Source organism: Shewanella sp. SM23 (assembly GCF_025654295.1).
GTDB classification, from domain to species: domain Bacteria; phylum Pseudomonadota; class Gammaproteobacteria; order Enterobacterales; family Shewanellaceae; genus Shewanella; species Shewanella oncorhynchi.
In genome coordinates this window covers 570,418-589,123 of the sequence record NZ_JAKKRM010000001.1, presented here as the reverse complement: position 1 = coordinate 589,123, position 18,706 = coordinate 570,418, and the positions used below count along the sequence as shown (strand labels likewise).

At 46.5% G+C, this 18,706-nt stretch carries 14 protein-coding genes; 6 read left to right on the top strand and 8 right to left on the bottom strand.

Annotated features, from left to right (window positions below; genetic code table 11):
- Positions 1 to 13: 13 nt before the first annotated feature.
- The 8 genes from mdoH to L5L98_RS02550 all read right to left on the bottom strand — a co-directional run bounded on the left by mdoH (position 14) and on the right by L5L98_RS02550 (position 9,714).
- A complete protein-coding gene (gene mdoH, locus L5L98_RS02585; RefSeq protein WP_105252289.1) occupies positions 14 to 2,197 on the bottom strand; it encodes a glucans biosynthesis glucosyltransferase MdoH in 2,184 nt (727 codons plus the stop codon).
- Positions 2,198 to 2,220: 23 nt separating this feature from the next.
- Positions 2,221 to 3,849 carry a glucan biosynthesis protein G gene (locus L5L98_RS02580; protein WP_263138301.1) on the bottom strand — a complete coding sequence of 543 codons (1,629 nt, stop codon included), beginning with the start codon at positions 3,847 to 3,849 and terminating at the stop codon, positions 2,221 to 2,223.
- 490 nt (positions 3,850 to 4,339) lie between these two features.
- Entirely contained in the window at positions 4,340 to 5,737 is a 1,398-nt protein-coding gene (locus L5L98_RS02575) for an ATP-binding protein (protein WP_131525481.1), read from the bottom strand.
- An 84-nt stretch (positions 5,738 to 5,821) separates the two neighbouring features.
- Entirely contained in the window at positions 5,822 to 6,481 is a 660-nt protein-coding gene (locus tag L5L98_RS02570) for a response regulator transcription factor (protein ID WP_028760171.1), read from the bottom strand.
- A gap of 20 nt (positions 6,482 to 6,501) precedes the next feature.
- Complete coding sequence (locus L5L98_RS02565) at positions 6,502 to 7,410, bottom strand: FAD:protein FMN transferase (protein ID WP_263138298.1); 909 nt, start codon at positions 7,408 to 7,410, stop codon at positions 6,502 to 6,504.
- 130 nt (positions 7,411 to 7,540) lie between these two features.
- Positions 7,541 to 8,860, bottom strand: coding sequence for a DUF3570 domain-containing protein (locus tag L5L98_RS02560; protein WP_263138296.1), 1,320 nt, complete (start codon positions 8,858 to 8,860; stop codon positions 7,541 to 7,543).
- Positions 8,861 to 9,024: 164 nt separating this feature from the next.
- Complete coding sequence (locus tag L5L98_RS02555; RefSeq protein ID WP_028760174.1) at positions 9,025 to 9,243, bottom strand: DUF4266 domain-containing protein; 219 nt, start codon at positions 9,241 to 9,243, stop codon at positions 9,025 to 9,027.
- Positions 9,244 to 9,246: 3 nt separating this feature from the next.
- Positions 9,247 to 9,714 carry a TlpA disulfide reductase family protein gene (locus tag L5L98_RS02550; RefSeq protein ID WP_028760175.1) on the bottom strand — a complete coding sequence of 156 codons (468 nt, stop codon included), beginning with the start codon at positions 9,712 to 9,714 and terminating at the stop codon, positions 9,247 to 9,249.
- 384 nt (positions 9,715 to 10,098) lie between these two features.
- Between L5L98_RS02550 and hyaA the strand changes: the two genes are divergently transcribed.
- The 6 genes from hyaA (at position 10,099) to hypF (ending at position 18,621) form a co-directional block, all read left to right on the top strand.
- The gene (gene hyaA / locus L5L98_RS02545) at positions 10,099 to 11,235 is read left to right on the top strand and encodes a nickel-dependent hydrogenase small subunit (protein ID WP_028760176.1); all 1,137 of its coding nucleotides are present in this window, start codon (positions 10,099 to 10,101) and stop codon (positions 11,233 to 11,235) included.
- A gap of 3 nt (positions 11,236 to 11,238) precedes the next feature.
- Positions 11,239 to 12,942: a nickel-dependent hydrogenase large subunit gene (gene hyaB, locus L5L98_RS02540; RefSeq protein WP_028760177.1), complete on the top strand. Its 1,704-nt coding sequence runs from the start codon at positions 11,239 to 11,241 to the stop codon at positions 12,940 to 12,942.
- A gap of 19 nt (positions 12,943 to 12,961) precedes the next feature.
- Positions 12,962 to 13,636 (top strand): Ni/Fe-hydrogenase, b-type cytochrome subunit, encoded by a 675-nt coding sequence (cybH, locus tag L5L98_RS02535; protein WP_028760178.1) that lies wholly within the window; start codon positions 12,962 to 12,964, stop codon positions 13,634 to 13,636.
- A gap of 7 nt (positions 13,637 to 13,643) precedes the next feature.
- The gene (locus tag L5L98_RS02530) at positions 13,644 to 14,201 is read left to right on the top strand and encodes a HyaD/HybD family hydrogenase maturation endopeptidase (protein ID WP_028760179.1); all 558 of its coding nucleotides are present in this window, start codon (positions 13,644 to 13,646) and stop codon (positions 14,199 to 14,201) included.
- Between the two features lie 3 nt (positions 14,202 to 14,204).
- On the top strand, positions 14,205 to 16,121 hold the full coding sequence (locus tag L5L98_RS02525) for a NiFe hydrogenase (protein WP_263138292.1): 1,917 nt from the start codon (positions 14,205 to 14,207) through the stop codon (positions 16,119 to 16,121).
- 94 nt (positions 16,122 to 16,215) lie between these two features.
- A complete protein-coding gene (gene hypF, locus L5L98_RS02520) occupies positions 16,216 to 18,621 on the top strand; it encodes a carbamoyltransferase HypF (RefSeq protein ID WP_263138291.1) in 2,406 nt (801 codons plus the stop codon).
- Positions 18,622 to 18,706: the final 85 nt, after the last annotated feature.

Below are 18,706 nucleotides of genomic sequence, written 5' to 3'. Positions count from 1 at the left end.
GATCAAGTGTTCGTTAGCAAAAAGACACCAGATCTTCTTCGACAAATTGCTCTGGTAATTTCTGTAGGCTACGTAACATCAACGGATTTGCCAACACCATTGCCATTTCTTGACGATTGAGTAAAGCTAATGCGCTCTGTTGACAACGAGCTTCATGCACCTTCACATGCACTATGGCTTCCATCGCTTCAATTGGTGTACCCGCAGCACGCAAAGGCTGTTTATCCACCATTGCTAAATGCAATTCCATCAACGCAGGGTCTTTAAGTACCTGTGCTAACGTCCAAGGCTCAGCAATGTGTCTTTGGTAAGCGGCGCGCGCTTCTTGCGCTTGCAGACAAATTTGCGCAGGGTTACGTTCTTCTGGTGTTGCAAGAATACCAGCACGCTTGAACACTTCGCCAATTTTAACTGAACCTGTCCATGCCGAAATAGGCACAGCAATCCACAGACCGATCAACGCCGGACTCATCCAAGCTAACAAAGTCAAAGAATCCAAAATAGCCGCATAACCTAACATCACACCTGCCAGCATATGCCAGCGGTGACGATAGATTAACGTCATCCAAGGCATACTGCCGTCATCACGACGTTGCGGCGACCAACCACTGTCACGCCCCATCAGAATTGACATCACAGCACCACAATGGATAAACATCATGATAGGTGCAATCAGCGCTGAAAGTATAACCTCAAAGATCACACTGAATATCGCTTTAATTCGACCACCAACACTGCGAGCAAACTCACCGTCTTTAAGCAGCAACAAGACACCGAATACTTTAGGGCCAAACAAAACCCCCATAGTAATGTAGAACAATCTTAATGCCCTATCCGAGTCCATGATGGGCCAAGTCGGGAACAGTGAAAATTGATCGGTGAAATATTCAGGTCGAATAAAGTGTGCCTGCAGGGCTAACATCAAACCAGTCAAAATCAACATCAACCAGAAAGGAGATGACAAATAAGCCATGATACCCGTCAGTAAATGTAAACGGCTTACCCAGTGCAAACCTTTAGTTGGCAAAATACGCGAATGCTGCAAGTTACCTTGGCACCAGCGACGATCACGCACGGCTAAGTCGATAATCGACGGTGGACATTCTTCGTATGAACCCGGTAAGTCATAGGCAATGACCACACTCCAGCCCGCACGGCGGATCAGCGCAGCTTCAACAAAGTCATGGCTCATGATATGACCACCAAAAGGTGGCTTACCCTTAAGGTTGGGTAATCCCGCCGCGGTCATAAAGGCTTCGGTGCGGATAATGGCGTTGTGGCCCCAGAAGTTACCTTCTTTTTGTACCCACCAGCCTAAACCGGTACCAATTACGGGACCATAAATACGCGCCGCAAATTGCTGTAAACGGGCCATTAAAGTGGTGCCATTGATCAACGACGGAATCGTTTGGATCAAACCCGCATCAGGATCGGCCTGCATGCGCTGAGCTAAGCCAGTGATGGTTGAAGACTCCATCAAACTGTCGGCATCAAGCACTAACAAGTGATCATAACGCGACCCCCAACGACGGCAAAAATCGGCTACGTTACCCGCTTTACGGGCGACGTTTTTACGACGGCGACGGTAATACACCCGCGAATGCTTATGGGTTTCTTGACGTAACACCAGAAACGCCTGCTCTTCGAGCAAAGCAATATCGGGATCGGTAGTATCACTTAAGATAAACCAATCAAAAGCATGACCATGACCCGTTTGCGACAAGGTTTCAGCCATTACTGAAACCGCCGAGAATACCCTATCAGGAGATTCGTTATAGGTCGGCATCAAAATCGCGGTTCGCGTATGCAGTTCAGTCACTTGCAAATCTTTTGCCCGCGGTTTTCGCAGTAAAATTAAAAAACCTGCAATACCGCTACAAAACGCCAAAGCAATCCAGCAGAAGTTAACCGCAAACAGCACTAGCACTAAATATTCCAGAGGAGTAATTCCGCCAATGCTAAATACCGCCCCCATTTCATAGATAGCAAACAAAGATAATAATAAAGCCCCACCCACCACAAACACACGACGGTAGGTACGCGAACGTACCCCATCAGCCACAGTGCTACGGCGAGGGAATCCCTCTGGCATCTTACTTAAATTTTGGGGTTCCATAGCGCCAGGCCGTTCATTTGGCATAGCACTACCACCCACGAGGACTTCCGTCTCGAGTACCGAGTTATCGGATACAGTCATATCATGTTGCTCCGTCATGAACCTTACAGCGTCCAGCGATAGAGCCAGGTTTCAACCTGACGAGGAGTTGGGAACTTAAGTTCAGCGCGCAGTTCGATAAGATCTTTATCTTCTGGCTCTAATTCAAAAGCTAAGCGATAGCCATTTTTAGCGGCATTACGAGCAATCACCACGTTCGTGACCACACCACCAGAAGCTTCAACTTTAGCGACTGGCATTTCATCTGTCATCGGACCTTCAACTTGATAGTCGACCACAAATAAACGTCTTGGAGTTGCCTTAGCAATATCGGCACGACCACTGGCAGAGCGAGAAATATGTACAGCACCGACTTTCGCAGCAGGTTCTTCACCCCAACTCATGCGATAGGCAAAATGAAATTCACCGCCAGCAGGAATAGGCTGACGTGGTTTCCAATAACTAACAATGTTGTCATGAATTTCAGACTCTGTCGGAATTTCAGTCAACACCACTGAACCTTGCCCCCAATTACCCACAGGCTCAATCCATAGGCTTGGGCGACGTTCGTAATGGGCTTCTAAATCTTGATATGACGCATAGTCACGCTCACGTTGGATCAGACCAAATCCCTGAGGCGAGTTGTCAGAAAACGCACTGACTTGTAACTGACGTGGATTAGCTAATGGGCGCCATAAATGCTCACCACGACCATTTAACATCAATAAACCATCAGAATCATGTACTTCAGGTCTAAAATCATCGGTGTCGTGACGACCATTGAGTGAATGTAAGAACATGCTAGTGCTGGGTGCTAAACCGACTTTGCTCAGCTCAACACGAGGAAACAGTGTCGCTTCAACGTCAATCAAGGTGTTATCACCGGGACGGACAGAGAAAGTATAGGCACCTGCTACGCTTGGGCTATCTAACAAGGCATGCACGACAATCAAGTTGCTGTCATTGTGTGGACGCTCAACCCAGAAGGCGCGAAATATCGGGAATTCTTCCCCTTCAGCATCAGCCGTTTTTAACGCCAGACCACGGGAAGATAAGCCATAGGCGTTACCTTTACCTAAAGCGCGGAAATAACTCGCACCTTGGAATACCATAAGCTCGTCAAATACACCGTTCGTATTCAGTTGGTTATGAATACGGAATCCTGAGTAGCCAATGTCATCATTTGGTAACGCTTGAGTAATCACTTCACCCGCAGTGAAATATTTAGGCTCATAGGCTAAGTGCGTTGCATTCTGACCTTCTACAATCGCAATCTCGATCAGATCTTGAAAATAGAAACCACGGTGGAACATTTGCATTTGAAATGGCACGCCCTGATCATGCCAAATAGACGCAGTCGGGTTAAAACGAATATCTCTGTACTCATCGTATGACAGTTTAGCAAGGCCAGCTGGCAAAGGATCTTTGAGGGTCACATAAGGTTTCGCTGCCAAACGTTTTGCAATCTTCACGACAGTTTCGCTATCAAAAGCGCCTGTCTTAGTGAATCTGATTTGATTTTTTGTACTGGGCTGAGAAATCACTTTCGGTGGAGTAACCACAGGAACTGCCTCGGCGGGTTTTGTCTCTTCAGCGTACGCGACACCAGACAGGGCGACTACAGCGCCTAGCGTCAGTGAACATATGAGTGACGAATAAGGTTTGGACGATGGGCAACGCAACAAGCTAACCATAGATAGGTAACCTAAAAAATAAACTAAGAAATCAATGTTTTTTATGTATACAGTGAATTTTTTTCACTCTGATTTAGGGATGAAAAAAAACAGTTGCTTACATATCGCGAAAGATATCAGAAGGAGAAAAAAACTCATAAATAAAGATGCAGTTAACCCCTTCTACACAATACTATTTGAGAATAAGCTTATACCAAAAATGAATATTAAAATAACATTATCATGCTTATTTCTGTTTTCAAAGTTACAAAAACAAATTAAGTGATCCAAATGCTACATTATTGAAAGTAAAATGAGTCTTTTTACGCCTCAACTAAGTGTTGATGATCTTAGATGAAATATCACAATAAGCGAATCAATCTGTTGGTAAGCCTAAGGATTAACACTAAGACAGCAGGAAAATTCAAAATTTTACCCGCTTAAATGTATCAAAACAACTGAGCTGATGTCACTGAAACTGCGGATCTATTTTAACATTTCATTGCCTGAACTATTTTGGCAGAAAAAGTGTCACAGATAATCCACCTTGATCCCTAGGCGCAATCACTAAACGACCTTGGTGCAATTCTATGATGTGATAACAGATAGACAAACCTAATCCCGCTCCTATGCCTTCATTTTCATTCACACGATAAAAACGTTCTGTCGCATTGGCAATCTGCGGCTCTGTCATGCCTTGGCCTCGATCCGCGACACAAATACAGATTTCATCATCCAAAGCATGGGCCAACACTGAAATCTCCGATTCCTGTGGACTGTATTTACAGGCATTTTCGATAATATTCTTCAGTACAAGTAGCAAATAAAAACGATCACAGGTCACCGTTAGATTGGATGCGATATCGATATTCCATTCATAATCTGTGATTTGTGGCATTAATTGATTAAGCGCATCTTCGACCATAGGCAAAATGGCGTGGGATGACACATTAAGCTCATTAATCGAGTCCACCCTTGCTAATACGAGTAATTGTTCAACGGTATGACTCATGTGCACTACGCCAGCATCTATCGCAGCTAAATGGAATTTCTGCTGCGGATCATCATCAATCAGACTCTCTAAGCCATGTTGATGTAATTTAATCACAGATAATGGCGTTTTAAGCTCATGGGCCGCATCGGCGCTAAAACGACGCTCACGGGCGATAAATCGCGCGATACTATTGATATATAAGTTCAATGCGCGCCGAACAGGGACTAATTCTTTAGGCAATGACATAGTCAACGGGGTCAAATCGTTGGGCGCACGTCCAATTAATTCTCTTTCAAAGGTTTTTAATGGCCGAAACAAGAGATAAAACAAGAAGCTAACAATAATTAATGTTAAAGGCACTACCATTAAAGGCACGATCACGGCGTTATGCATGATTTGCGATACGAGCTCTTGGCGTACTTCATCCTGTTGAGCAGTGACAATCCAAACATGATTTTTAACCGAAAAAAAACTGAACACATGCCAGAGTTCTCCTTCGAACACTTTCTTATGATAACCCTGTACGAATCGACTGATAGGTTGATGACCAATATTATCCGATAAAACTAAGGCTTCACCCGCCTCACTCCAGATTTGAAACGCCAATTTATGCTCATAGGCCAGTTTCAGCGCATCGGCCTTTTCGGCAAAGGAACTGATTTGGCTATCGGGAACGTGGAGCACTTGGGGTATGACGAGATCCTGAGCTGTTGCATTGGGCTCAGTATGATAGAACAACTCCAACATTTTGGCGGTTTGGAGCATTTGCGCATCGAAGAGTTCTTCGATTTGATGCTTAGAATCCCGAGTACTCAACCAGCTAGACACAGCGACGGATACTGAAATACCTGACAAAATTAATAATGTCAGTACCAAACGCAGTGAATACACATCTAGCCCCTTTAATCGAATCACTTCTTTTTCCTAACGACTATGCTTCAAGTCATCACTGCGTTATCAGTACCCACAAAAGTGGAGCTTGTCACTTAACTCTTCAAATTAATTTATTTCAATCAAGGTATAGCCTATTCCACGCACGGTTTTGATTAATTCATTGGCAAGTTTTTTGCGCAGATGGTGGATATGCACTTCTATTGAATTACTGCCGACTTCATCCCAGCCATAGGTTAACTGTTCTAACTGGCTGCGGGTCAATACACGCCCTGCCGACTGAGCGAGTTCGAGCAGTAATTGAAATTCACGCCGTGAAAGCAGCACATTTTGATCGCGAAAGGTCACTTCACGGGTATTTAAATCGATACACAAAGCACCAATAATCAAACTGTTGTGATCGAGCCCATACTGACGCCTGACGATAGCACGAATGCGCGCGGCTAATTCACGCACATCAAAAGGTTTACCGAGATAATCATCGGCGCCCATGTCTAAACATTCGAGCTTAGTGTCAAAATCCGTATTCGCGGTCAGGACTATTGTGGGAATTGACACGCCCTGCTGACGCCAAGCTTTAAGCAACTCTTTACCATTACCGTCAGGCAATCCCAGATCGAGCACTATGGCACTGAAGCTTTCATTTTTAACCCCCAGCAAGGCTTGCTGATAACTATTAAGGTGATCAACTTGCATGCCCAGCTTTGCCAAACTCAAGCAAATCCCTTGGGCTAATAACTCATTGTCTTCAACCAACATAATACGCATTCAATGTCCTTAACTGAGCCCTAACGGAAAATACTGAACTTAACATCTTGTTGCTGTAAAAAATCTTCCGCGTCTCGCCCCTGCAGCATAGCCATAGTGGCGAGCATACCTGCAGTCACGCAGTTTGGCCCTAACACAGTCACAGAGCGCGGCGCATGGATAACGGGATAGCCAGTGCGTGGGTCGACAATATGGCCGTAACGCTTTCCATCGACTTCAAAAAAGCGCCGCGTATCGCCACTGGTCGCTAATGCACCCTGACTAATCGCCAGTACACTCGCAGCGTGGTCAAGGTGTCGTGGATCTTCAATTCCCACTTGCCATGGCGTCACTTTGGACACGGGACAAGCGATATCACCGCCAAAATTCACTAACACTGGAATGTCTGGATAACATTCGGCTAACTCATAGGCGACTCTGTCGACCGCATATTCTTTTGCGATACCACCAAAATCCAATTTCATTCCTGTTGGCATCTCAATATGGCGCGAATCAAACTCGATGCGCTCAAATCCCACTAAGGCTTTCGCGGCAAGTATGCGGCCATGTTCGGGCAATTGGGCTTTGGGATCAAAGCGCCACAGTTCCATTAACGGCCCAGCAGAAATATCAAAGAGTCCATCACTGAGCTGAAAACATTGTTTAGCAAAAGCCAATAACTGCCAGGTTTCTTCATCGATAAGCTGCTTATGACCATTGGCATGGTTTAATTGCCACAGACAATTCTGCGCGATAAAGCGACTGTACTTATGTTCGATACGCAGCGCCTCAGTGACAGCCATATCCAACATATCGTCTGCAATATCAAATTGATCGCACCCAATGAGTATTTCACAGGGACTCGCCATGGCCCTAAATTCACCCACATAACCCCAATCACTGCGCTGCAACGAATAAGGTGCGGTCTTTAGGGACGATGTCGACATCATAAATCACCTCTTCACATGGCATCCCACTGGGATTGCGATTGAATAAGTTCAGGGGTAAATTGAGTATGGGTAGCTAAGCTACCCATACAGTTTAACGCCTTGCTATCTGAGCCAGTAGCATTATTTCGTATTAAAAAGAATAACTAAACTGTGCTGTAATTGCCTTCTGAGTCGGAAATAGATCGAAATTTTGCAGATCTCCAGGAATCGTAGCGCCGTTATTTTTCGGATCCTGTTGGTAATACTCTAAGCGATACGACATTTCATGACCGCCCGATAATCTATGGCCAAATTTAACCCCAATCGTATAAGCCGACATATCACCGATACGATAATCGGCACTGGCAAACTCTGGCAGTGGCGTATCAGCCATCAAGAAAGGTTGATAGAAGTTAGCCGCAGTTTGTTGGTAATAGCGCAGATGTAATTGTCCATAGAAGTTGCCGGTAAAGTAATACCGATAATGGGTTTCTAAGGTATGTGATGTGAGGTCCCAGTCATCGGTATTATAACGATAGGAAAAATCCACCACACCCGCATCTAATGCGCCTTTGGTCATCACGTAAAAACTGTGCTTCAAGCGCGAATCGGGGCGGCTCTCATACAATAAATCCTGAGTAATGCCGTTGTTATCCACCACACTGAGCACCTTGTAGGGATCAGTTAAATAGCCATTCACACTCGACAAGCCGTAATTGGCCTGCAACAACCAGCGCTGACTAAGCACTTGGGTGATACCTAACATCACATCCGCGGTCTGCTTATTATCACTGCCACCTTGACGAGTCGCATCGAATGCGCTTCGATAAGCTTCCTCACTGGTGAAGTTATCGCGAATGACCATCGAAGATAAATCCACCGGACGACCGCCAACGGGGTCAACCACATCGAAACTATAAGCCGTACCTAAAAATAAAGTGGTGTTGTCTTTATTAAACCCTCGCTCAATTCCGGCATTGATGCCCATTGACATATAATCAAACTCTTTCGAGCCATATGCGCCAACATTGAGTTTCCAATCAGGTGTCAGCACTTCACTCCAACCGACATTGGCTTGTACACGAGTATCGTGAAAGGTGTCATCTAACGGCGTTTCCCCCGCTGAAACATGATATTGACCATTACCAGATGGTCGAGTAAACGTTTGGCTGGTACTTTGGGCCACAGCGCCCGATGCTGAAGGACCCGTTAGGCTGTCAACCACGAGTTTGAGATCCAGCACACTGTCATCGCCAAAGGCTTTTTGCGCTGTGCCTATAGCTTCGATGGCTTGTACTCTATCCTGCTCACCGTAATACATTAACGCAGCATCGATCTTCCAGTCGTCAGCTTTTTTAGATAATTCAGTCGCATGGCCACTTGTAGCAAACAGTCCACAACTGGCTAATGCGAGAGCACCCGCTATCTGCTTCGATTGTCTTGTATTTATTTGGTTCTTTTTTTGGGTCATAGCTGACAACACCTGTAGGTCATTTCCATCTATTCAATACCGCGGGATTTCGCCCCAGATTTTAGAACATCTGCTCGTCACATTTGTTTTAGTACGTCTGTTCATTACATCTGTGCGTTACATTTATTCGTTACATCTAAGGGCAAATAACACCAACGGAGAGTTTAGTTACAGCCACATCCACCACCGGCAAATGCACGACCGCCGCTACTGCCTTCTTTACTAAAATAAATATGATCATCGAGTGCAAGGTCGAGCTTCTCACTGTCGAGCGCCATATCGCTGCGGGCCAACTGGCCTTTCTCCCACGGCTGCACTCCTAAACTTGAACATCCACTCAAACCTATGATGAGCGTTACTGCGACTAATGCGGGTTTAAGCATAAATTACTCCTTCAGTAAATTGACGAGCTCTTGCTCGTATTCAGCGGTTTTATCGGCATAAAAGCCAACATGATGCTGTACTAACTGACCTTGACGATTGAACATAAAACTGCTCGGCATGCCCAGCAAATCGAAACTGCGAGCGACATCACCTTCGGGGTTAAAACGCACTGAAAAATTGGCAGGGACTTGTTTTAAGAATTCCTGGGCTAACTCGTTATCTGTATCTAGGTTGATTGCCACGACAGCTAATCCCTGATCTTGATACTTTTTTTGTATTTCATTCATCCAAGGAAACGATTTACGGCAAGGGCCACACCAGGATGCCCAAAAATCGACATAGACGACTTTGCCTTTAAACTCACTCAGGGAAACGGCTTGGTTTTGCGCGTTAAACACTTGATAGTCCAGCGATGGCGCGGCTTGTACGCCTGCGGCCAATAAACTGAGTAACAATAATATTTTCTTCATAGCATATTCCGCATTAACGATTACGTTCGAATCTATTAACTGAATCTTAAGGTTTTCTTAAACAAGCTTATATAAGTTTAATTAACCTACTCGCCCAGACTCACCACGCGAATGAACCATAGTTACCAGCATCACCTTAATCACATGAGTGCTGATTAAGTGACCGATTTCATCCAAAATGGCAAATGTGAGACATTTTGTCCCATTAGGAAAAGTGAAATTAGATCTGTGTCATGTTAATTAAATGTCAAAATCAGTTCGGTCACATCTCTTAAAAATTCTTGATATACATCAATAATCTTTACACTCCAACGGCCTAAACTGACACTGTCAATTATGTAAACCCTTACCAATTTACATTTAAATAACAAAAAAGGTTGACCCATGGACACACATGCAGCCCTATATGAACAGGGAAAGGCGCGCTTAGATGCGTTACGCCAATTCGCTCCCCGTCAACAACAATCGCTGATTGAGAAAATGCAACAGCACGGCATTAGTCGCCGTGATTTTATGAAGTGGAGTGCCATGGTGACGAGCATGCTCGCATTACCACTCCCCTTTAGTAACTTAGTGGCCGAAGCTGCCGAATTAGCCGATCGTGTACCCTTAATCTGGTTACATATGGCCGAATGTACTGGCTGCTCCGAATCTTTAATTCGTACCGATACCCCCAATCTAGACTCACTGATTTTCGATCATATTTCCTTGGAATATCACGAAACCTTAATGGCTGCAGCGGGTTGGCAAGCTGAAGAGAACCTCGAACATGCACTCGAAACTTACAAGGGCCGCTATTTACTGGCCGTTGAAGGGGCGATTCCGACTGCAAATAACGGCAGTTTCTTAACTGTGGGTTGTAAAGGCCACACAGGGTTAGAAATCATCAAGCATGCTGCTGAAGGCGCCGCCGCGATTATCTCTGTCGGCACTTGTGCGGCGTTTGGTGGGGTGCAAGCCGCTTATCCAAACCCAACGGGGGCTAAAGGCGTGCATGAAGTGGTCAGTAAACCCGTGATTAACTTAGGCGGTTGCCCACCGAGTGAAAAGAACATAGTCGGCACTTTGATGTACTTCATCATGTTCGGAAAATTACCTGCGCTGGATATGTTTAATAGACCTAAATGGGCTTACGGCGCACGGGTACACGATAACTGTGAACGCCGCGGCCGCTTCGATGCTGGTGAATTCGTTGAAGAATTTGGCGATCACGGTGCGAAAGAAGGCTACTGCCTTTATAAAGTCGGTTGTAAAGGTCCTTACACCTACAACAACTGCCCAACCGAGCGCTTTAACCATCACACTAGCTGGCCAGTACTCGCTGGACACGGTTGTATGGGTTGCTCAGAACCTAACTTCTGGGACGATATGGCTGACTTTGAAAAACCCCTTGGCCGTCAACTCCTCCATGGATTGGATGCGACCGCAGATACTATTGGTGCGGTGATTTTAGGCGCGACTGTGGTGGGCATTGGAGCCCATGCCGTTGCCAGTATTTTTGCCAAACCGCTGGAGGAATAACCCATGAGCAAGCGCGTTGTTATCGACCCTATCACACGTATCGAGGGTCACTTACGTATCGAAGTCGAAGTTGATGAAAATAACGTCATCAACAAGGCTTGGTCATCCTCCACACTTTGGCGCGGTATTGAAGTCATTCTCAAAGGCCGCACGCCTATGGATGTTGGCCTTATTGTGCAACGTATCTGTGGCGTATGTACCTATTCCCACTACCGCTGCGGTACTGAAGCGGTTGAAAATGCGTTAGGAATTCAAATTCCATTGAACGCAAGATACTTACGTTCATTAATGCAAACCTCTTTATACATGCACGACCATATTGTCCATTTTTACCATCTACACGGCTTAGATTGGGTTGATGTGGTTTCTGCACTGAGCGCCGATCCTGCTAAAGCGGCACAAGTTGCCCTGAAATACACAGACCATCCCATAGCGGCGGGTGAAGGTGATTTAAAAGCGGTACAAGAAAGAGTTAAAGGCTTTGTCGAAACGGGAAAATTAGGTCCATTTGCCAACGCTTATTGGGGCAACGGCACCTATAAATTTACCCCAGAGCAAAACCTTATCGCGCTATCTCACTACCTTAAAGCGCTTGAAGTACAACGTGTTGCGGCAGAAATGCTAGCCATATTTGGTGGTAAATCACCACATCCACAATCCGTTGTTGTCGGTGGTGTAACTTCGGTGCGCGACATGCTCAGCCCTGCTCGCCTACAGGAATGGAAGCAAAAACATGCGACAGTAACTGACTTTATTCTGCGTGCCTATCAAGCAGATATCGTGATGGCAGCCGAAGCCTTTGGTACTGAGCCTAGCGTGTTGGGCGGCGTAAACGTGAAAAACTTCATGGCGACCGATGACTTTGTGTTAGCCAATGGCGAATACATGTTTAATCAAGGCGTGATCATGAATGGCGACCTTGCTGGCGTCAGTGATGTGAATCCAGATCTGATTGCCGAAGACGTCAGCCACGCTTGGTATAGCGCCGATGCACCGCAACATCCCTATGACGGTACAACGATTCCTAATTACACGGGTTTTGTTGAACGCGACACTGTCTACGGCAAATTGCCAACACTGGATGGTGATGGCAAATACTCATGGGTGAAATCTCCCCGCTATCAAGGTGAGCCTGTCGAAGTGGGTCCACTCGCCTGCCTATTGGTGAGTTATGCCCGCGGTAACAAGGTGGTCGTGGATTCGGTCAATGGCCTGCTCGCTCGCACAGGTCTACCCGTAGCGGCTCTATTTACCACTTTAGGTCGCACTGCAGCCCGTATGTTGCAGACAGTCATCGTCGCCCAAGAAGGGTTAAAAACCTTTGATGCGCTGCTGACGAATATCCAGTCCGATGAATCTACCTATGTAAAACCCAATATTGATCCAAATAAAGAGTATGTAGGTCACGCTATGATCGAGGCGCCACGCGGCATGTTAAGCCACTGGATCCGCATTAAAAATGGAGTGATTGAGAACTATCAAGCCGTCGTACCAACTACCTGGAACGCAGGTCCAGTGGATGCCAACGGTAAAATGGGTCCCTATGAAGCCTCTTTAATTGGCTTGAAACTGGAAGATCCTACTAAGCCCCTTGAGGTGATACGTATTATTCACTCATTTGACCCTTGCATGGCGTGTTCTGTACACGTAATGGATTTCAAAGGCCAAGCATTGAGCGAGTTCCGTGTCAGTCCCAATGGTCAATAATCGAGGGAGGGAACGCAAAATGAACCATTCTGCAACCCGCATTCGGACACTGATTTTTAGTCCGGCAATACGGATTTTCCACTGGCTCAGGGCACTATCAATTCTGGTGCTAGTGATCACCGGATTCTATATTGCTTGGCCGTTTCTTGTGGCGCCTGAAAGTACGGACGTACTCGTACAAGGCTGGATCCGCTTCGCTCATCTGATTTGCGGTTTTGTACTAACCGCAATCACTTTAGTGCGCTTCTACCTGTATTTTTTCAGCCGAAGCGACATTGAGCGGCGCTCATTTCGCGATGTCATGAGCGTAAAAAGCTGGATCACTCAGCTGAAATCTTACTTATGGATGGGGCACTTACATAAAGCCGGTGTCTATGGACCGCTGCAATTTGTGACTTATGTAGCAATCTCACTGGTCGCTCTTGTGATATGTATAACAGGTCTGGTGTTGTATGCCAATGTGTATCACCAAGGTTTAGGTGGCATGCTTTGGGGCAGCGCCGCTTGGATCACGGCACAAATGGGTGGGCTAGCACAAGTTAGGATTTGGCATCACTACCTCACTTGGGCATTTGTTATCTTTGTGGTTATCCACGTCTATATGGCGGTTTGGTCAGGGATACGCTTCAAACATAACTCAGTTGACTCGATTGTCTCTGGCTATGACTACCCAAAGCCAGACTCACACCACTAGGAGTCCAATGAAGATATTGCTACTCGGTATTGGCAATGTCCTGTACGCCGATGAAGGCATCGGCGTACATTTTGTCAATTATATAGCTGATAATTATCAGTTTACCCACGAGTCCCACCAGCTAAAGCTGCTCGATGGCGGCACCTTGGCTCAGGGACTTATCCCTATTATTTGCCAATACGATTATTTAATCGTGGTCGATACTGTTAACGCCAATGGCGTAGAAGCGGGCGAAGTCTACTTCTTCGATTTTGATAAAGCGCCAAAGGAAATCGACTGGCAAGGCAGCGCCCATGAAGTCGAAATGCTGCAAACCCTCAATATGATGGAAATGGTTGGCGACAGACCTAAGACCTTCGTGCTGGGCGTCACCCCAACCGTGCTCGAACCTATGGTGCTAGGCTTGACCCCTAAAGTCGCCGCCGCGGTACCTTTAATGGAATCAAGCTTGTTATCCCACTTAGCCTCCCTTGGGTTCACTGCGACGCGTGTTGCCGAGCATAGTATTGACTCGCTGATCCCTGACTCTTATAAACGTGGCGTTACTACTGGTGAAAGTATATAGAAGATGAAAAACATCAGATTTGATTTTACCTGCTCACGTCAGGTGCCTCTGTACGCGCATTTATGTAATCAATACCTAAATTATGATGAACTAAATATCAGCATAGGCTGTGATGGTCAACATAGCTCAGGTCAATATAGTGCTGGCCAACATGACTTTGGCCCTCAAAGCTATTTTATTGAAGCTCAGGGCGAGCAAAACCAACTAGAACAATTGGCCGATGCCATTGCCGCGGACTTTTTGATTTCCGCTTGGTTGATTGACTCTAGCATTAAAGTCATCGACGAGCCCCAAGGCAGTAAAACCTTACTGCCCTTTCCACAGTCTGGATCAAGCCCTGCCATAGTGCCTTTTTGCCAGCATTGTTATCCGTTGATTGGCGATAATCAGTCGGCTAAGTTTGGCACACTCGATTTAATTTGCCCTTGCTGCAAGGGCGAAACACAATTAACGTCCGCACAAAAAGCGTTAACCTTGTCAGATATTAAAGCCATGGCACAGGGACTGCTGACACAAGGCCCACTGACATTAGCGGCCGCCGATAATCTGCAAATCAGCCTGACACCGTTTGAGCAGCCCTTAAGCGAGCGGCCACAACTGTTAATTTGTAATCCCAATACGCTGAACGCCCATTTTTGTCTGAACGATGCGCAGGTGCTCGCGCTTTCGAGTATTGAAAAGCCACTTATCTGCGCGAGACCCACGCAAGAACACGACAAACTCAGTGCGCCACTGTACGACATTTGCTTTGCCTACAGCCGAGTAATCTTAGTGCTCGGGGAAGTATTACGACAAAAAGGGGTCGATTGGGTTTACATTAAAGGGCCGCATAATAGGCCGAAGCTAGCGTGGGTCGATGGTGCTTGGGCACAAATCGCCAGTCACGATTTAAGCTCAACACAGGTTCAAACCAAGCACTTTATCGCTCCAGAACCCTTAAGGGAAAAAGTCAGTTTTCACGGCTATCAAGCCCAATGGCAAGCGGCGAAACGTTCACGATCGCACCAAGGCGAACTGAGTGTGTCAGTATTGACTCAAGTACCGTCAAGTGAAGACAGTGATATTCATTGCACCAGTATGCTAAGCGATAATAATCAAAATACAGTCAACACAGAAAATCACACCCTTGCAGACGCAGCGCTATTCAGTGCGCTGCTCAACGGTAAGTTTACCAGTCATAAACAGGCAAAAAATGCTGCGGTCATTTACTTAAGCCATACCCACGCCAGTCAAATTGTCACCTGCGATAATAAGGGCGACACTGAACTTTTCTTTGCCTTGCCCGAGCTGCCCGATAACGGTTACGAAATCTTCCATCAACTGGACAGCAGTCCGCAAAAAGCCGTAGCGCAAAAATTTAAGAGCCTGTTCCCCGAAGATTACCTAAAACTTTTAAGCCTAAAGCTTCACGGCAGACGGGACAACTTACAAAGCCTGTGGGCGATTGCTGCCATATTAATTGGCCTTAATACACAAGAAGATACTCAAAGCCAAGCAAGGCTCAGCGATGCACTCATGGCCGCTGCCATGCGCTACCACGGTGCCAATGCACCGCGTATCGATTATCCGCTGACCAAAGGTGAAGCCCACCGCAGCCTAAATTGGTGTAAAACCTTAGGCACTGTCTTAAGTTTTCGTATTGCGGGTAATGACGATCCGAGTCAGCTCGCCTTTGCAATGCAAGACTCGCTGGCGGACTATTTATCTAACTGGATCGAGCATATCGATTTAAATATCGGCGTGCACAATATAGCCTTAGCGGGCAATGAATTAATCAATGAAACCCTGTGCAAACGCATCAGCTTACGCTTAGGCAAAAACTTTCCATTGGTGATCAATCGCAGCCTAGATTTAGACGGCGATAACTTAGCCGTTGGGGCACTTTACGTTAAGCAGCGCCAACTGAATGCCCATGATTAGGAGGCCAAAAGTTAAGTCACAACGTATGAAGCCACATAGGCACAATAGTCGTCACAAAAAGCACAGTGACCTGCAGATAAAACGAAGGCTGGCATTGGAATACCTTGTCCACAAGGGAGCCACGTTAAAACGCTGTCAGTTGCACGTCACTGGCATAGTACAAGGGGTGGGATTTCGCCCCTTTGTCTATCGTTATGCCCTTGAGTTTCAACTGACGGGCACTGTGCTCAACAATGCCAAGGGCGTGACCATTGAGCTGCAAGGTAATGATGAAAACCTCACTCGCTTTATCACTGTACTCAATACCACTCCACCGCCACTCGCCCGTATCGACAATATCAGCCAAATACCACTGCCGATTTTATTAAGCGAAACCACGTTTGAGATTATAAAAAGCGACAGCCATGAGGACGATGACCCCAGTTCACCGATAGGTGCGCAAGTGGCGGTATCGGCAGATAAAAGTACCTGCCACGATATACATAATCCTGATGACCGCCACTTTGGCTATGCCTTTACCAACTGCACTAACTGTGGCCCTCGATACACGATTATCAATGCTTTACCCTATGATAGACACAACACCGCCATGGCCGATTTTGACATGTGTCCCGAGTGCGCCAAAGAATATCAAAACCCACTCGACCGCCGCTACCATGCCCAGCCCATAAGTTGCCCCGCCTGTGGCCCCAGACTCAGTTTAAAAACACCGCAAGGGGAATACATCCTTCCCAATGCCTCAAATGTCAGCGCACCTGAATTGAGTACGGACCTTGCGGTACTGACAGCAGCGGCTGACAGATTACGCCAAGGGCAGATTCTGGCAATTAAAGGATTGGGTGGATTTCACTTAATCTGTGATGCCCGAAGTGACAATGCCGTCAACGCACTCCGGCTGCGAAAACAGCGCCAAGCCAAGCCGCTAGCGGTGATGATGGCGGATATCACCATGGTGCAGCACTATGTCACAGGGACGGATGCCGAGTGGCGAGTGCTAAGTTCGCAAGAAAGGCCCATAGTGCTGATGAGCAGCCGAGCCGAACATGATCTCAGCTTAGCTGTCGCCCCCAATCTGAATAAACTCGGGGTATTTTTACCCTACACACCGCTACATCATTTGCTATTAGGTCTCTTCAAAGGGCCATTAGTTGCAACCAGCGCCAATGTTTCCGGTGAACCTATCATCACTGATTGTGATGAGCTTATTAGTCACTTAAGCCATGTGGTGGATGCCATAGTCGATCATAATCGGCCGATTATTAATGGCTGCGATGACAGTGTGGTGCAAGTGATTCAGCCGCAACTGGACTACTCCGCAGAGGTACAAGTGCTGCGTCTCGCCCGCGGCTATGCGCCCTTAAGTTTTCCACTTGATACACCGCTAACCCAATCAATTTTAGCCGTAGGTGCACAGCAAAAAAATGCCATCGCCTTAGGCTTTGGCAACAATGTGTTTTTAAGTCCCCATATTGGCGATTTATTCAGTGTCAGCGCCGAGCAGTATTTTGAGCGCACCTTAGCCACTTTTGCTCGGTTGTATCACTTTACGCCAAATCTTATTATTTGCGATAAACACCCAGATTATGCCCCTTCGCGCTGGGCTGAAATGCACTCAAACTCGAGTGTAAAACTCAGCGATACCCGTCAAAATAAATGTTTATCGGTGCAACACCACCATGCCCATGTGCTCAGCGTAATGGCGGTTAATCAATATCGAGATCCCGTATTGGGCTTTAGTTTTGACGGTACTGGGCTTGGCGACGATGGCAGTTTATGGGGCGGTGAAGTGCTATTAACTACGCTCGATAAAGCGCAGCGACTGGCCCATTTTGAGCCCATAGCTCTGCTAGGTGGCGAGCAAGCCATTAAGCAACCCGTGAGGTTGTTACTGGCATTATTATTCGAGCAAATGAGCCTCAATGCTGTACTCGCATTGCAATTACCTATATTAAACAACATGCACCCAAACACTCTGACTAACTTACATAAGATCTGGCAGAACGGCAGTGCGATAAAAACCTCCTCTGTCGGACGACTGTTCGATGCCCTCGCCTGCGCCTTAGGCTTAATCGAAACCACACTGTTTGAAGGTCAAGCGGGCATGGCGATAGAAGCCGCGGCCAATCGCGCCGATGCATTAGCCCTTGAAGTCATTTCGCTTAACTTACCTCTTGACATCGACCAGTGGCGCAGCAGTGAGATGTTCAAGCAAATTGTTGAATTCATTACAGCACAACCGCTAACAGACAATAGATGCTATGCCATCGCCCGCGCCTTTTTACACACATTAGGTGATGCTATCTGTGATTATACTGCCCAGTATCAACACCTCCCAACCGTGCTCTGCGGTGGCGTATTTCAAAATAAATATCTATTGGAATACTGCCTGAGCAAGCTCAGCGCCCAAGGAAATAAAGTGTTATCCAGTAAACAGATCCCCATCAATGATGGCGGCATCGCCCTAGGCCAACTTTGGTATGGCATTCATCAGAGTCAATAACCTTACTTATTTGATAACCCCTGATGTTCGCTCGCCATTTTTATCCCCATAAACCTGACGAACATCAAAGATCCGTAGCGCAATT

What these genes read in the sequence shown, in the direction of transcription:
- mdoH (WP_105252289.1), bottom strand. Translation starts at nt 2,197, where the DNA reads ATGACTGTATCCGATAACTCGGTACTCGAGACGGAAGTCCTCGTGGGT.
- L5L98_RS02580 (WP_263138301.1), bottom strand. Translation starts at nt 3,849, where the DNA reads ATGGTTAGCTTGTTGCGTTGCCCATCGTCCAAACCTTATTCGTCACTC.
- L5L98_RS02570 (WP_028760171.1), bottom strand. Translation starts at nt 6,481, where the DNA reads ATGCGTATTATGTTGGTTGAAGACAATGAGTTATTAGCCCAAGGGATT.
- L5L98_RS02565 (WP_263138298.1), bottom strand. Translation starts at nt 7,410, where the DNA reads ATGATGTCGACATCGTCCCTAAAGACCGCACCTTATTCGTTGCAGCGC.
- L5L98_RS02560 (WP_263138296.1), bottom strand. Translation starts at nt 8,860, where the DNA reads ATGACCCAAAAAAAGAACCAAATAAATACAAGACAATCGAAGCAGATA.
- L5L98_RS02555 (WP_028760174.1), bottom strand. Translation starts at nt 9,243, where the DNA reads ATGCTTAAACCCGCATTAGTCGCAGTAACGCTCATCATAGGTTTGAGT.
- L5L98_RS02550 (WP_028760175.1), bottom strand. Translation starts at nt 9,714, where the DNA reads ATGAAGAAAATATTATTGTTACTCAGTTTATTGGCCGCAGGCGTACAA.
- hyaA (WP_028760176.1), top strand. Translation starts at nt 10,099, where the DNA reads ATGGACACACATGCAGCCCTATATGAACAGGGAAAGGCGCGCTTAGAT.
- hyaB (WP_028760177.1), top strand. Translation starts at nt 11,239, where the DNA reads ATGAGCAAGCGCGTTGTTATCGACCCTATCACACGTATCGAGGGTCAC.
- cybH (WP_028760178.1), top strand. Translation starts at nt 12,962, where the DNA reads ATGAACCATTCTGCAACCCGCATTCGGACACTGATTTTTAGTCCGGCA.
- L5L98_RS02530 (WP_028760179.1), top strand. Translation starts at nt 13,644, where the DNA reads ATGAAGATATTGCTACTCGGTATTGGCAATGTCCTGTACGCCGATGAA.
- L5L98_RS02525 (WP_263138292.1), top strand. Translation starts at nt 14,205, where the DNA reads ATGAAAAACATCAGATTTGATTTTACCTGCTCACGTCAGGTGCCTCTG.